This is a genomic window from Porphyrobacter sp. ULC335 (genome assembly GCF_025917005.1).
Lineage (GTDB): Bacteria > Pseudomonadota > Alphaproteobacteria > Sphingomonadales > Sphingomonadaceae > Erythrobacter.
Map to the genome: position 1 here is coordinate 537,815 of NZ_CP078091.1, position 14,976 is coordinate 552,790.

The 14,976-nt window shown below is 65.4% G+C and carries 14 protein-coding genes; 6 read left to right on the forward strand and 8 right to left on the reverse strand.

What is annotated here, in order from left to right:
- Positions 1-155 precede the first annotated feature (155 nt).
- Entirely contained in the window at positions 156-881 is a 726-nt protein-coding gene (locus tag KVF90_RS02550; RefSeq protein WP_413677001.1) for a nicotinate-nucleotide adenylyltransferase, read from the reverse strand.
- Positions 845-2,122 carry a glutamate-5-semialdehyde dehydrogenase gene (locus KVF90_RS02555; RefSeq protein WP_264393282.1) on the reverse strand — a complete coding sequence of 426 codons (1,278 nt, stop codon included), beginning with the start codon at positions 2,120-2,122 and terminating at the stop codon, positions 845-847. The genes KVF90_RS02550 and KVF90_RS02555 overlap by 37 nt, the downstream gene beginning before the upstream one ends.
- 313 nt (positions 2,123-2,435) lie before the next feature.
- On the opposite strand from KVF90_RS02555, the gene KVF90_RS02560 reads away from it, so the two are divergent.
- Entirely contained in the window at positions 2,436-3,539 is a 1,104-nt protein-coding gene (locus KVF90_RS02560) for a M23 family metallopeptidase (RefSeq protein WP_264393283.1), read from the forward strand.
- Between the two features lie 13 nt (positions 3,540-3,552).
- Positions 3,553-3,921 carry a bactofilin family protein gene (locus tag KVF90_RS02565; RefSeq protein WP_264393284.1) on the forward strand — a complete coding sequence of 123 codons (369 nt, stop codon included), beginning with the start codon at positions 3,553-3,555 and terminating at the stop codon, positions 3,919-3,921.
- Positions 3,922-4,035: 114 nt separating this feature from the next.
- Here KVF90_RS02565 and KVF90_RS02570 read toward each other — a convergent pair whose 3' ends face one another.
- From KVF90_RS02570 to KVF90_RS02590, 5 genes are all read right to left on the reverse strand, one after another.
- Complete coding sequence (locus KVF90_RS02570; protein WP_264393285.1) at positions 4,036-5,700, reverse strand: AMP-binding protein; 1,665 nt, start codon at positions 5,698-5,700, stop codon at positions 4,036-4,038.
- 191 nt (positions 5,701-5,891) lie between these two features.
- Positions 5,892-6,629: a DUF1013 domain-containing protein gene (locus KVF90_RS02575; RefSeq protein ID WP_264393286.1), complete on the reverse strand. Its 738-nt coding sequence runs from the start codon at positions 6,627-6,629 to the stop codon at positions 5,892-5,894.
- 98 nt (positions 6,630-6,727) lie between these two features.
- Positions 6,728-7,816, reverse strand: a complete 1,089-nt coding sequence (locus KVF90_RS02580; RefSeq protein WP_264394633.1) for a glycosyltransferase family 4 protein — start codon at positions 7,814-7,816, stop codon at positions 6,728-6,730.
- Between the two features lie 14 nt (positions 7,817-7,830).
- Positions 7,831-8,748, reverse strand: a complete 918-nt coding sequence (locus KVF90_RS02585; protein WP_264393287.1) for a UDP-2,3-diacylglucosamine diphosphatase — start codon at positions 8,746-8,748, stop codon at positions 7,831-7,833.
- A gap of 88 nt (positions 8,749-8,836) precedes the next feature.
- Positions 8,837-9,463: a glutathione S-transferase family protein gene (locus KVF90_RS02590; protein WP_264393288.1), complete on the reverse strand. Its 627-nt coding sequence runs from the start codon at positions 9,461-9,463 to the stop codon at positions 8,837-8,839.
- Positions 9,464-9,561: 98 nt separating this feature from the next.
- Between KVF90_RS02590 and KVF90_RS02595 the strand changes: the two genes are divergently transcribed.
- The gene (locus KVF90_RS02595; RefSeq protein WP_264393289.1) at positions 9,562-10,578 is read left to right on the forward strand and encodes a helix-turn-helix domain-containing protein; all 1,017 of its coding nucleotides are present in this window, start codon (positions 9,562-9,564) and stop codon (positions 10,576-10,578) included.
- On the opposite strand, the gene KVF90_RS02600 is transcribed toward KVF90_RS02595, so the two are convergent.
- On the reverse strand, positions 10,533-11,561 hold the full coding sequence (locus KVF90_RS02600) for an NAD(P)H-quinone oxidoreductase (RefSeq protein ID WP_264393290.1): 1,029 nt from the start codon (positions 11,559-11,561) through the stop codon (positions 10,533-10,535). The genes KVF90_RS02595 and KVF90_RS02600 overlap by 46 nt on opposite strands.
- 101 nt (positions 11,562-11,662) lie before the next feature.
- Between KVF90_RS02600 and KVF90_RS02605 the strand changes: the two genes are divergently transcribed.
- The 3 genes from KVF90_RS02605 to KVF90_RS02615 all read left to right on the forward strand — a co-directional run bounded on the left by KVF90_RS02605 (position 11,663) and on the right by KVF90_RS02615 (position 14,871).
- Entirely contained in the window at positions 11,663-11,866 is a 204-nt protein-coding gene (locus tag KVF90_RS02605) for a DUF1192 domain-containing protein (protein ID WP_264393291.1), read from the forward strand.
- A 129-nt stretch (positions 11,867-11,995) separates the two neighbouring features.
- Positions 11,996-14,356, forward strand: a complete 2,361-nt coding sequence (gene clpA, locus KVF90_RS02610; RefSeq protein ID WP_264393292.1) for an ATP-dependent Clp protease ATP-binding subunit ClpA — start codon at positions 11,996-11,998, stop codon at positions 14,354-14,356.
- A 14-nt stretch (positions 14,357-14,370) separates the two neighbouring features.
- A complete protein-coding gene (locus KVF90_RS02615; RefSeq protein ID WP_264393293.1) occupies positions 14,371-14,871 on the forward strand; it encodes a hypothetical protein in 501 nt (166 codons plus the stop codon).
- The last annotated feature ends 105 nt before the right edge of the window (positions 14,872-14,976 follow it).

Genomic DNA, 14,976 nt, shown 5'->3' on the forward strand with positions numbered 1-14,976 from the left:
TGGGAAAGCTGGGCGGCGGCTTGCACCGCGCCCTGCGGCAGGGATGCGATCAAGGCTTCGGTCATCGGCAATCACGTATCTCCAGAGTTCAGGGCGAAGGAAGCACACACCACGCAGGCCAGCCAAAGAACGAGCCGAAACGCCGGTACAGCGCCTCATGCGTCCTCCTCTGAGCGGACTTTGCGGAATGTCAGCCGATCACGCACCGGTGCCATTCGATGCGTCCGATCCGAACCTTGGCCGAGATAATTCGCGGCCCACCCGGCATTGGCACGGCGAATCGCCGTGGCCGAGCGGTAATCTGGATCGAAACGCAATAACACCAGGGCCGGTGCGCTCCATTGCCCCCGTTTCCGAATACTGGTGGCAGACACTCGATAGCGTCTGAACCAGGCCATGGCGGGGCTCGTCATAGCGGCACCATCATAGCCGGGGCGGGCGATTACCGCAATCGGCATTGTCCGCGCGATGCGTCGCCAGTCCTTCCAGCGGTGCAACTGGGCGAGATTATCGCTCCCCATCAGCCAGATGAAGCGCCGCTTGGGGTAGCGCCGGACGAGCTTGGCGAGAGTCTCCACGGTGTAGCGCGTGCCAAGCTGCTGCTCGATCGCGGTCGGCACGATCCGTGCGCGGCGGGCCTGTTTGCGGGCAGACAGCAGCCGCGCCTTGAGCGGGGCCATCCCCGTCTGCGGCTTCAGCGGATTGCCGGGTGAAACCAGCCACCAGGTCTCGTCCAACCCCAGCGCCGCTTGGGCGAACAGCGTGATTCGCTGGTGCCCGCCATGCGCGGGATTGAAGCTGCCGCCAAGGAGGCCGGTATAGGTGGAGCGTGACGCCAAGGCGGTTACGGGCGGGTCTGGCCCGCGCCGCGGACCTGCCACTTGTAGGTCGTCAGCCCCTCCAGCGCGACAGGCCCGCGCGCGTGAAGCCGTCCGGTGGCAATCCCGATCTCCGCGCCAAGGCCGAATTCGCCCCCGTCTGCGAATTGCGAGGAGGCATTGTGCATGACGATGGCACTGTCGACCTCGGTGAGGAAACGCTCTGCCACCACATCGTCCGACGTCACGATGGCATCGGTGTGCGCCGAGGAATGGCGGGCGATATGCGCCAGCGCGTCCTCCAGCCCGTCGACCACCGCGACCGAGAGGATCGCGTCGAGATATTCGGTGTCCCAGTCATTGGCGCTCGCAGGGATCACCCGCCGGTCGAGCGCCTGGGTGCGTCCATCACCGCGCACTTCGCAGCCCCCGTCAATCAGCGCGCTTACCAGCGCGGGGCCTTGCGGGAAGGCCGAATCGATCAGCAGTGTCTCCATCGCCCCGCAGATTCCGGTGCGGCGCAGCTTGGCGTTGAGCGCGATTCGCTCCGCCATCGCAGGGTCGGCCGCCGCATGGATGTACGTGTGGCAGATGCCGTCGAGGTGCGCGAGCACCGGCACCCGCGCATCAGCCTGCACGCGGGCGACGAGGCTCTTGCCCCCGCGCGGCACGATCATGTCGATCAGGCCGCTCGCGGTCAGCATCGCGCCGACGCAGGCACGGTCCTGCGAGGGGATGAGTTGCACGGCATCAGCCGGGACGCCGCCCGCCACCAGACCTTCGACGAGGGCAGCATGGATCGCGCGGTTGGAATGCACCGCCTCGCTCCCCCCGCGCAGCAGCGCCGCATTGCCCGCGCGCACGCACAGCGCGGCGGCATCGGCGGTGACGTTGGGGCGGCTTTCGTAGATGATCCCGATCGTGCCGATGGGAACGCGGATACGCTGGAATTTCAGCCCGTTGGGCTGCTCGGACCGGTCGATCACCTGCCCCACCGGATCGGGCAGGCTGGCGACCGCCGCCACCGCATCGGCAATGCTGGCGAGCCGTGCCTCGTCAAGCGCCAGCCGGTCGAGCATCGCTTTCGACAACCCGTTCGCCTCACCCGCTGCCAGATCGAGAGCATTGGCTTCCAGCACCGCTGGCGTCGCCGCCCGCAGCGCTTCGGCCGCGCGGTGGAGCGCGGCGGCGCGCGCGGCGCTCGGCATTGCGGCAAGCTGGCGCTGGGCGATTCGTGCGGCCTTGGCGAGGCCCGTCACCAGCGCTTCGGGATCGGCGGGAGAAAGAGGCGCGGTCTGGTTCATGATGGCCCGTCTAGCATTCGCGCGGCCAAGTGTCAGGCCCGTCGACGCATTGGCGATTCGCTCGGGATGCGGAGGATTCGCAAGGCCTGTCACACCGGTATTGCATTAACCGCATCAAACCCGATCACTTCACCGTGAATCCACACCGATTCACCTGTGATGGCGACGTAGGATTCGACCATAGGTGGTCTGCCTGTTAGCGGCGCGCCGTGGGGCACACATAAAATAATCGGGGCCGCAATTGTCAGACAGGAATACCACACAAACGTGGGGAGACCGGCTGCGGCAGTGGTTCCCTGATCGTGAGTTCTTCATGCGCGCCGATGGTCAGGTGCGCTTTATCAAGCTTTCGTCGAAGCTGCAGATCCGCGTTGCCGCTGGTGTGGTCGCGGTCGCCTTCCTTTGGCTTGTCGCGCTCGCGGTCATGGCCTGGGGCCAGTATCGCGCCGAATCCGATCTTGCCTCCTTCGTTGAGGAAAAGGCACGGGTCGCCACCGCCAGCGAGCGTCTGAAGGCCTATGGCGGCAATCTCGACAAGGTGGTCGACGATCTTCAGGAACGTCAGGAATTCCTCGAAGAAATGGCGCGGATGCTGCCCGAGGACATGGTCAAGGAAGGCGCGGCCAGCGGCACCATCACCGATTCGACCGCAGAAGCCGGCGCGACAGTGAAGAAGGTCAGCGCACTGATCCCCCAGGCCAAGGGTCTTGCCGAAATCGAAGCCCGCCAGCTCGCCTTTGCCGAGCGGCTCACGCGTTTCGCCGATGCCCGCGCCCGCCGCGCCGAGGCCGCGATGCGCAAGCTGAACCTCGATCCCAAGGCCATGAGCCGCCAGACGCAAGCCGCCATGGGCGGTCCTTTCGAAGCGATCATGGGCGGGGGCGACGATATCGACCCGCGCTTTGAACGCCTCGGCCTCAGCCTCGCGCGTATGGCGGTGCTCGAACGCGCGATGGACGGCATTCCGCAGGTCGTGCCGGCCAGCGTGGAAAATATCACCTCGGGCTTCGGCTATCGCCGCGATCCCTTCAATGGTCACGGCGCAATGCATGCCGGGATCGACTTCAAGGGCGCCATCGGTTCACCGATCTTCGCCGCCGCCGATGGGCGGGTCAGCTTTGCCGGATGGAAATCGGGCTATGGCCAGACAATCGAGATCACGCATGGTAACGGGATGTTGACCCGTTACGCCCACTTGTCGCGGATCGGCGTGAAGGTCGGCCAGCCGGTCGCCGCCGGAGCCACGATCGGCGGTCTCGGCAGCACTGGTCGCTCTACGGGTCCGCACCTGCATTTCGAAGTCCGCATCAATGACCGCGCGGTCAATCCGCGCCCGTTTCTGGAGGCTGCCCCCGATGTTCTCAAGGAAGTCCGCCGAACCGGATCTGACCGCCCCGCCGCCCCCGCGGCCCGCTAACAGGAGCAGTTTCATGGCCTCGGGTTCGACCTTTTCGGTGATCGGCGCGGATGTGGTGATCAAGGGCGATATCAGCGCCACCGCCGATCTGCACATCGACGGCACCATCGAAGGCGACATCAAGTGCGCCGCGCTGGTCCAAGGCGAGAAGAGCAGCATCCACGGCGCCGTGGTGGCTGAAAGCGCGCGGCTTTCGGGCAAGGTTTCCGGATCGATCACCGCCCGCGAACTCGTGATCCTCAAGAGCGCGCAGATCGATGGCGATGTGCATTATGATGCGCTGACGATCGAACAGGGCGCGCAGGTCGATGGCCGCTTTGCGCCGAATGCACGCCAGGCGGTCAAGGCTGTCCCGACCGCGCGTGTCGAGGCGGCGGAATAAGCCGCCCCAAACCGCAATGTTTCACGTGAAACATCCTTGCAGCACAGGCGCTGCGAGGGGTGTGAACGTGGCTGGAAGGGGTCTAGCGGGGGTCTGGTCCGCGCTGGACAGGGTCTAGAGCACCTCGGCGCGCAGCGTCTTGCGATCCAGCTTGCCGATCATGGTCTTGGGCAGGCTTTCGCGCACCACCACCTGATCCACGCGCTCGTGCTTGCCGATCTTGGCGTTGAGCCAAGCCGCCAGTTCCGCGCCGGTTGCCGCCGCGCCTTCGTTCAGCGTCACATAGGCGCGCGGCACCTCGCCGCGCTGTTCGTCGGGCACACCGATCACCAGCGCCTCCTTCACGGCGGGGTTCTCGAGGATCACATCCTCGACCACGCTGGGGAAGACCTTGAACCCGTTCACCGCGATCATGTCCTTGATGCGGTCGACGATCTCGAGGAAGCCCTCGGCATCGATCCGCGCGACATCGCCGGTGCGCAGGTAGCGCTTGCCGCCGCGCTCCACGAAGGTCTCGGCATCCGTCTCAGGCCGGTTCCAGTAGCCGCGCATGATCTGCGGGCCGTGGACGGCGAGTTCGCCCGGTTCGCCTTCGGGCGCGAGCTGTGACGCGTCTTCCTTGTCGAGCAACACCACTTCGGTCCCCGGGATCAGCTGGCCGATCGTCCCGCGCTTGCGGGTGCCGTCATAGGGGTTGGCCGAAACGACGCCCGCGCTTTCGGTGAGGCCATAGCCTTCGACCAGACGCACGCCGGTGGTCTCCTCGAAACGGACATGCACCGGGCCTGGCATCGGCGCGCCGCCGGAAATGCAGACCTTGAGGCTGGAAAGGTCGGTCTTGGCGAGGTCGGGGTGATCGAGCATCGCCTGAAACATCGTCGGCACGCCGGGAAAGCCGGTGCAGCGGTACTTCTGGATCGTGGCGAGCACCTGCTTCGTCTCGAAGCGCGGCACCATCGCAATCGACGCGCCCGTCACGCAGGCGTGGTTGAGCAGCGCGGTGTTGGCAAAGACGTGGAAGAACGGCAGCGCCCCCATGAACACCTCGGCGGTGGCATTGCCGAAGGGGTTGAGCGCGGCGACCTGCTGCGCGTTCACGGAAAGCTGGTCATGCCCGAGCATCGCGCCCTTCGGCCGCCCGGTCGTTCCACCGGTATATTGCAACAGGGCGAGATCCTGCGCGGTGACTTCGACCGGCGCGCAGGGACGCCCCGGCGTCATCTCCGTCCAGCTGCGCACTGCGGGGCCATAGGCAACCTTGGCAATCTGGCTGCGCTTCAGCAGCTTGAGCGCAATGCCCTTGTACCACGGCAGCATGTCGGCAAGGCTGCCCACCACCAGCGTCTCCAGCGATGAGCCTTCGAGCACCTTGTGCGCTGTCTTGTAGAGTTCGGGCACATCGAGCGTCACCAGGACCCGCGTACCACTATCGCCCACCTGCCAGGCGAGTTCCTCGACCGAATAGAGCGGCGAGAAGTTCACCACCACCGCGCCGGCCATCATCGCGCCGTAATAGGCTGCGGCGTAGATCGGCACATTGGGCAGGAACAGGCCGACCCGGTCGCCCTTGGCGATGCCGATCGCCTGCAAGCCAGCGGCAAAGGCCTGCGCCTGTGTGAAGATGTGGTGGTAGCTGTAGGTCCGCCCCAGAAAATGCAGGAATGGCGCTTCCGGATTGGCGCGCATCGTGCGCTCGAACATCGCCGGAAGGCTCATCGCCTCGAACACGGTATCCAGCGGAAGGGGGTGGTGATAGGCGGCGCTACTACTGACAGTCATGTCAATAATAGTGACTCACATTGGCTTGGCGCACAAGCGAAACTGCGGGGTTCGCGTCACTTCATCACCCCAAAACCGCGTCGCCCCGTGCTTGACACGGGGCTCGGCTTTTTCTTCGGCGTTCAGATCCGAAGTTAGCCAAGCCCCGTGTCAAGCACGGGGCGACGAACTTATTCAGAAAGCGTGCGGCCTCAGATGAACCCGCTCTCGGGATCGATCTTCTTCTCGGCAGCTTCGGCAGCGCGGCGCGCGGCAAGCCATTCTGCGGCCTCGGCTTCCTGTGCGGCGGCGCCTGCGGCCTTGACGTTGGCGTCACGCTCGGCACGCAGTTCGGCGATCAGGTTTTCGCGATCATTGCGGTCGCTGCGCACGGGCGCATCCGCATCTTCGACGATCCCGGCGCGCTTGGCGGCCTTGGCGACCATCGCATCCAGTTCACGCTGCGAACACAGGCCGAGGGTCACCGGATCCTTGGGCTGGATGTTCGAGATGTTCCAGTGGGTGCGGTCACGCAGCGCGCCGATGGTGTTGCGGGTGGTGCCGATCAGCTTGCTGATCTGCGCGTCCGACACTTCGGGGTGGTTGCGCAGGATCCAGGCGATGCCATCGGGCTTGTCCTGACGCTTCGACACGGGGGTGTAACGCGGGCCCTTGGTACGGGTCACTTCGACCGGCGCCTTGTGCATCTTGAGCGAATAGGTCGAATCGGCCTGGCCGAGCTCGATTTCGCCCTGCGTCAGCTCGCCCGCGTGCACGGGATCGCGGCCGGTGTACTTGCTGCCCGCAAGATCATCGGCCATCGCCTGCACTTCGAGGATGTGCAGACCGCAGAACTCGGCAATCTGCTCGAACGACAGCGCGGTATTGTCCACCAGCCACGTCGCGGTGGCGTGCGGCATCAGCGGCTTGGGCTGATCCTTGGTAGCCATGGGAATCTCCGTTGAAAATAGAAGGGCCGCCCCTTTCGGAGCGGCCGCATTACAGCGCTAGATAGGCGATCAACGGGGAAACGGCAAGGAAAAGGGAGTCAGAACGCAGGAAGCGCTGCAAGCGACTCCGCTTCCTCTTCCTCCAGTGCCGCCAGGCCCGACAGGAACTGCCGCGTGGCCACATCCCACGAGTAACCCGCGCCATAGGCCGCACAGGCCGCGCGGTCGCAATATCGCGCCGCGTCGATCGCGCGGGTGAGGTCTTCGGACAGGGCGCCGACCGCATCGGTCACGATGTCGAGCGGCCCCGGCACCGGGAAGGCAGCCACCGGCGTCCCGCAGGCCAGCGCCTCGATCATCACAAGCCCGAAGGTGTCGGTGCGGCTCGGGAAGACGAATACGTCCGCGCCCGCATAGCAGCCCGCCAGTTCCACCCCGCTGCGCTTGCCGAGGAACAGCGCTTGCGGAAACTTCGCCTGCAATGCCGCGCGCGCCGGGCCATCGCCGACCACCACCTTGGTGCCGGGATAGGGACAGGCGAGGAAGGCTTCGATATTCTTTTCGACCGCGACCCGCCCGACATAGAGCAGGATCGGGCCCTGAACCGCGGCATATTCGGGCGGCGGCGGCGCATCGGGCGAGAAGCAGGAGAGATCGACACCGCGGCTCCAATGGGTGAGCCGGGTCAGCCCCTGTTCGCGCAATTGCGCGCGGATCGTCTCGGTGGCGACCATGATGCGTGCGGCCGGGCGGTGGAACCAGCGGATATAGGGCCAGAAGACACGCGCCGGCAGGCCGGTGCGGCGCGAAAGGTAATCGGGGAACTGGGTGTGATAGGCGGTGGTGAAGGGCACCTTGCGCCTCAGGCAATATCGCCGCGCGGCAAGGCCCAGCGGGCCTTCGGTGGCGATATGCACCGCATCGGGCGCGATCCGTGCCAGCTGCCGCCCCACCGCCCCCGGCGCGGTCAGCGCGAGGCGGATTTCGGGATAGGTCGGCGCAGGGATCGAAGGATACCCTTCGGGCGAGATCACCGTGACCTGATGCCCCCAGCCGCGCAGCACCTCGCAGGTGGTGGACAGCGTGCGGACGACCCCGTTGGTCTGCGGGTGCCAGGCATCGGTGATAATGGCGATCGAGGCCGGGCCGTTCGCAGGCGGGATCAGCGCGGCACCATCGGGACGGATCGTCGTGTAACGGTTCACGCAGCCTCACGCGCAGGGCGGGCAGCGCGGATATCGACCGGCGCATCGGCATCGGTCACGGCGGTGCGGCGCTTCATCTCCTCGGGCCAGTGGAGGATTTCCATCCGCCCGTCGGGATGTTCGACCAGCGCATTGCAGCCTTCCACCCAGTCGCCATCGTTCCAGTATTCGACCGGCTTGCCATTATGTTCGAACATCCGGAATTCGGCGGTGTGGATGTGGCCGCACACCACCCCGTCGACCCCGCGCTCGCCCGCCGCACGGGCGACGACTTCCTCGTATTTGCCGATGAATTCGACCGCGTTCTTGACCTTGTGCTTGGCCGCCTTGGAGAGCGACCAGTAGGGCTTGCCCAGCCACCCGCGCACACGGTTCACGACGAGGTTCAACTTCATCATCAAATGATAGGCATGGTCTCCGACGAAGGCGAGCCAGCGATGCGACAGCATCACCGCGTCGAACTCGTCGCCGTGCAGCACCATCAGGCGGCGGCCATCAGCGGTGTCGTGGAAGGCGGCGCGGCGGATCTCGATCCCGCCGAAGTTCAGCCCGGTGAACTGGCGGAACATCTCGTCATGATTGCCCGGGATGTAGACGATCCGCGTGCCGCGATGCGCGCGCTTGAGGATGCGCCACACGATGTCGTTATGCGCGGCGGGCCAGTAGAACTTCTTCTTCAGCCGCCAGCCATCAATGATGTCACCAACGAGGTACATCGTCTCGCTGTCGACATTGTCGAGGAAGTCGATCAGCAGGTCGGCATTGCAGCCCTTGGTGCCCAGATGGACGTCGCTGATCCAGATCGTGCGGTAGCGGCGGCGCGTGTTGCCCTCCGGTTCGGGCGTGCGCGGCGGGCTGAGCGGGAGGCTCGCAATGTTGGTGTTGATCAGATCGGACAGGTCGGCACTGGTCATGGGGGGAACCCTCGAGCGTCATCTCTCGCTGGCACCCCCATGGCAGGCAATTGTTACAGGCGATTCACAACGGCGTGACGGTTCCGCGTCAAATCATAGGGATAAAGCCGGAAAGCGCCTGTATCCGCGCGATCCATGACTGGATGTGCGGATAATCGCCGAGCCGGAAGCCGCCCTCCTCCGCGACATGGGTGTAGGCGAACAGCGCAATATCGGCGAGGCTCGGTGTGTCGCCGCAGAAGAAGGCGTGGCCTGCCAGGTGGCTGTCCATCAGCGCCAGCGCCGCATTTCCCGCCGCACGCTTCGCCCCCACCAGCGCGCGCTGTTCGGGCGAGAGGTTGGCCTCGCCCATGATGCTCAGCCAGAACCGCAAGGTGGCCACGTTGGGTTCGTGATTATACTGTTCGAAGAACATCCAGCGCAGCATGTCCGCCTGCGCAAAGCGCTCCGCCGGGATCAGCGCGGAGCCGTGGGCGAGGTACCAGCAAGCGGCGTTGCTCTCGGGCAGGAAGCGCGCATCGGCGCCCTCCCCGATCTGCAGCACCGGAATGCGGCCATTGGCGTTGACCTGCGCAAGGAACTCCGGCGTGCGGGTCTCGCCCTTCGTGATGTCATAGCTGCGCGTCGTCAGCGGCACCCCGAGCAGCGCGGCGGTGAGCCTGATCTTGTAGCAGTTCCCGCTGCGGGGGTCTTCGTGGAGGGTGAGAGGTGCCATTGCGGTGCTCCGGTGATTGATCGCTGAGGCAAGCTGTTGCGCAAAATGGCGGGGCGTGACAATTGGCCGGATTGCCATTCCGAATAAGGATTCTGCCAATGGCGAATGACCAGTGCCGGGGGCCTTTCGCGGTTGCGCTGGGATTTCATGGTGCGCCGATGTTCGAACTGAGCATCCCGGCCGAGATCTTCGGCCTGCCCCGGCCCGAGTTCGGCGCGGATTGGTATCGCTTCGCGCTGGCCTCAGTCGATGGCCAGCCGATCCGCACCGGTCAGGGCTGGACCATCTCGGTCGATGGCGACCTGTCGCTGCTCGCGGAGGCGGATATCATCGTCATTCCCGGCTGGCCGACCGGCGACAGCACCGTGCCCGCCCCCATTGCCGAGGCCTGCCGCGCAGCCCATGCCCGCGGCGTACGGCTCGCTTCGATCTGTTCGGGCGCATTTCTGCTGGCAGAACTCGGCCTGCTCGACGGGCGGCGCGCGACGACACATTGGCGCTATGCCTCGCTGCTCGCCCGGCGCTACCCGCGCGTCGCGGTGGCGGCGGACATTCTCTACGCTGATTGCGGTGACGTCCTGACATCGGCAGGCTCGGCGGCGGGGATCGACCTCTTGCTGCATATGGTGCGCCGCGATTTCGGGGTGGCGCGGGCCAATGCGGTGGCAAAGGGCCTCGTGCTGCCCGCCCAGCGCGAGGGCGATCAGCGGCAATATGACGATTCGATGCGCGCCCCGCCCCCTTCCGACCGCGTTGCTGCGCTGATGACGCAGATCCTCTCGCGCCCGGCCGAGGACTGGCCGGTCAGCCGCCTCGCCAGCGAAGCGGGGATGAGCCTGAGGACGGTGGCGCGGGCCTTCACAACGCGGGCGGGGTGCGGACCGGGGACCTATGTCCTGAAGGCGCGGATCGCCCGGGCGCGCGAGCTGCTCGAGACCACCAACCTGCCTATTGAACGGATTGCGGAACTATCGGGCTTCGGCTCGGCCACCAGCCTCCAGCAGAACTTCCGCCGCCAGCTGGGCTGTTCGCCCACCGCTTACCGGCGCAATTTCGCGCCGGGTGGCGTTCAGACGGGATCACCCGCCACTGCCAGCACGATCTTGCCGATGTGATGTCCCGCTTCCATCCGCGCATGCGCGGCGGCGGCTTCGGCGAGGGGGAAGGTCATGTCCATCACCGGGGACAGCTCGCCATCGGCGAACAGCGGCCAGGCGTTATCGGCAATCTCGTCGGCGAGCGCGGATTTGAAGTTGTCGGAGCGCGGGCGCAGCGTTGATCCAGTCAGCGTCAGCCGCTTCATCATCACCAGCGCCATATTGAGGTCGGCCTTGGCCCCGCCCAGCACCGCGATGGTGACATGGCGGCCATCTTCGGCGAGGCATTTGAGGTTCTTCGCGACATAATCGCCCGACACCATGTCGAGCACGATGTTCACACCCTTGCCGCCCGTGTGGGCCATCACCGCCTCGGCAAAGTCGGTCTCGCGGTAATTGATCGCCAGATCCGCGCCGATGCGGGTCGCGGCGGCGCATTTGGCCGTGTCACCGCAGGTAACGATCACTTCGAGCCCGAAGGCCTTGCCCAGCATGATCGCCATCGTCCCGATGCCGCTGGTGCCGCCGTGGATCAGCACCGTCTCGCCATCGCGCGCCAACCCGCGCTCGAACAGGTTGTGCCAGACGGTGAACAGCGTTTCGGGCAAGGCGGCGGCTTCAGCCAGCATCATGCCTTCGGGAACGGGCAGGCAATGCTGCCAATGCGCGGCGCAATATTCGGCATAGCCCCCGCCCGGGGTGAGGGCGGCGACATATTGCCCGATCATCTCGCGCGGGACTTCATTGCCGACCGCGACGATCTCGCCCGAGACTTCCAGGCCCAGTAGCGGCGAAGCACCCGGCGGGGCGGGGTACATCCCGGCGCGCTGCAGGCAGTCCGGGCGGTTGACCCCGGCATAGGCGACGCGGATCAGCACATCGTCCGGGCGCACGCGCGGCAGGGGCGAGGTCTGGAGCCGCAACACCCCCGGCCCGCCCGGCGCGTCGAAGCCGACCGCGGTCATGGTCTCCGGCAAGCTCAACCCGTTACTTGCGACCATTACCCGTCTGCCCCCAAAACCCGCACATTAACCAACTTGATGTCGCGAATAACCGCGTCGCCGATTGACAGCAAGCTGCTTGGGCCTGATGCTGCGACGCAATGGAAGAACCAGATCGCCCCCGGCCCAGCGGAGACGCGGCGAGTCGCCTCGCGGGCGAGGATCTCGGCCCCTATTCGCAATCCGAGCTGGATGAACGGATCGCGCTTCTCGAAGCCGAGATTGCGCGGGTCAAGGCGCATCACAGCAAGGTTGCCGCGCACCGCGCCGCCGCCGATGCGCTGTTCGGAAAGGGCGGCGGATGAACCCTTTTTGCTTCTCGCGCGTATCATCTTCAGAGGATTCGCAATTCGCGCAAGCGCACCCATATTGTCGGAAAATGGCTCTCTCCGCTCGCTCGCCACGAGCAACCTCCCGCTGAAAAGGCCTCTCCCATGCCCAGCTTCGCCCAGAACCTCGAACGCACGCTGCACAATGCGCTTGGCAATGCGTCCGAGCGGCGGCACGAATATGCCACGCTCGAACACCTGCTGCTGGCGCTGATCGATGATGAAGATGCAGCCGCCGTGATGGCTGCCTGCGGTGTCGACCTGGCCGAACTGGGCGAGGTGGTGAAGCAGTATCTCGATCAGGAATACCAGTCGCTCAAGACCGAAGACGGCGCCGATCCGCAGCCCACGGCCGGCTTCCAGCGGGTGATCCAGCGCGCGATCCTGCACGTCCAGTCCTCGGGCAAGGACACCGTCACCGGCGCCAACGTGCTGGTCGCGCTGTTTTCCGAACGCGATTCCTACGCGGTCTATTTCCTGCAACAGCAGGACATGAGCCGTCTGGATGCGGTGAGCTATATCAGCCACGGCATCGGCAAGGGCGGCCGCCAGATCGAGGGTGGCAAGACCCCGCAAGGCGCCGACAAGGCCGAGGAAGCCGCGCAGACCAAGGAAACATCGAGCAACAAGAAGGAAACGGCGCTCGACCAGTTCACGGTCAACCTCAACACCAAGGCCGAGAATGGCAAGATCGACCCGCTGATCGGGCGTGGGCCGGAAGTTGACCGGACCATCCAGATCCTGTGCCGCCGTTCCAAGAACAACCCGCTTTATGTCGGCGATCCCGGCGTCGGGAAAACCGCGATTGCCGAAGGCCTGGCACGCAAGATCGTCGAAGGCGATGTGCCCGAAGTACTGGCCGAAGCGGTGATCTACTCGCTCGACATGGGCGCGCTGCTCGCCGGCACGCGCTATCGCGGCGATTTCGAAGAGCGGCTGAAGCAGGTCGTGACCGAGCTTGAGGCCATGCCCAATGCGGTGCTGTTCATCGACGAGATCCACACCGTGATCGGCGCGGGCGCAACCAGCGGCGGGGCGATGGATGCCTCGAACCTGCTGAAGCCCGCCCTGTCGAGCGGTGCGATCCGCTGCATCGGATCGACCACCTACAAGGAATTCCGCAACCACTTCGAAAAGGACCGCGCCCTGCTGCGCCGGTTCCAGAAGATCGACGTGAACGAGCCGACCATCGAGGACACGATCAAGATCCTGAAAGGTCTGCGTTCGGCCTTCGAGGATCACCACAAGGTCAAGTACACGCCCGAGGCGATCAAGACCGCGGTGGAGCTTTCGGCGCGCTACATCAATGACCGCAAGCTGCCCGACAAGGCGATCGACGTGATCGACGAAGTCGGCGCGATGCAGATGCTCGTCCCGCCCAGCCGCCGCAAGAAAACCATTACCGCACGCGAGATCGAACAGGTCATCGCGACGATGGCGCGCATCCCGGCCAAATCGGTCAGCAAGGATGACAAGAAGGCGCTCGAGAATCTCGAACGCGATCTGAAGCACGTCGTCTTCGGTCAGGACGAGGCGATCAAGCGGCTTTCCACCGCCATGAAGCTGGCGCGCGCGGGCCTGCGCGATCCGGACAAGCCGATCGGCTCGTTCCTGTTCTCCGGCCCCACCGGCGTCGGCAAGACGGAGGTTGCCCGCCAGCTCGCCACCATCATGGGGATCGAGCTGAAGCGCTTCGACATGTCGGAATATATGGAGCGGCATTCCGTGTCGCGCCTGATCGGCGCGCCTCCGGGCTATGTCGGTTACGATCAGGGCGGTCTGCTGACCGATGCGATCGACCAGAACCCGCATTGCGTGCTGCTGCTCGACGAGATCGAGAAGGCCCACCCTGACCTGTTCAACATCCTGTTGCAGGTGATGGATAATGGCCGCCTGACCGATCACCACGGCAAGACAGTCGATTTCCGCAATGTGGTGCTGATCATGACCACCAATGCCGGCGCGTCCGACATGGCGCGCAGCGGGATCGGCTTCGGCGATGTGTCCAAGGCCGATGCGGGGACCGAGGCAGTGAACAAGATGTTCACCCCCGAATTCCGCAACCGTCTCGATGCGATCGTGCCCTTCGCCTATCTCGGCAAGAGCATCGTGGCCCGCGTGGTCGACAAGTTCATCCTCCAGCTCGAGTTGCAGCTGGCCGAACAGAACGTCCACATCCAGTTCGACAGCGACGCCCGCGCGTGGCTGGGGGACAAGGGCTACGACAAGCTCTACGGCGCGCGCCCGATGTCTCGCCTGATCCAGGACCAGATCAAGCAGCCGCTCGCCGAGGAACTGCTGTTCGGCAAGCTGGCCGACGGCGGCGAGGTGCATGTCAGCATCAAGGACAACAAGCCGTCCTTCGAAATGACCCCGGCCCCGCCCAAGGTGAAGCCCGCGAAGAAGGTCTCGACCAAGAAGAAGGCCCCGGCGAAGAAGCCCGCGCCGGAAGCTGACGAAGGCTGACCAGGTTGCGCAAGATGATGACACTGGTGACGGCGGGCGCGCTCCTATGGGCGCCCGCCGTTCCCATTTCCGCGCAGCCCGCAGACCTCACGCCCGAGGCGACGGCCGCCCATCTCGCCGAAGTCGGCAGTTGGCGCTTCGAAACGCGTGCCAAGCGGTCGGACGGCAAGGCGGTCTGCGCAGAGGTGTGGCGCTTCAACGCCGACGGGACGGCGCTTATCGAAAGCGGCGAGGAACGTGTCACCAAGCGCTGGCGCACCGAAGCCGCAGATGGCGACCGCTGGCTTTACACCACCTCGCTAACGACCAACGGCGCGCCCGATTGCATGGGCAGCCGGAGCGAACCGGCGGACTATCCGAAGGATGAATCCGGCTTCGTGCTGATGTTCTTCAACAGCGGGATCGCGCTCACTTGCGAGCCCCCGGCCACCTTCGAAGGGCCCGACGGCAAGCCCGCGCGCCTCGTCAGCGACGAGAGCTGCTGGGGGAGCCTCGCGCCACTGCCCAAGGGTTGAGAGTCATTCCCACCCCCAGCCCCTCCCGCAAGCGGGAGGGGAGTATCAGCGCCAACCAGTCCCCCTCCCGCTTGCGGGAGGGGTTAGGGGTGGGCACGAGGCGGA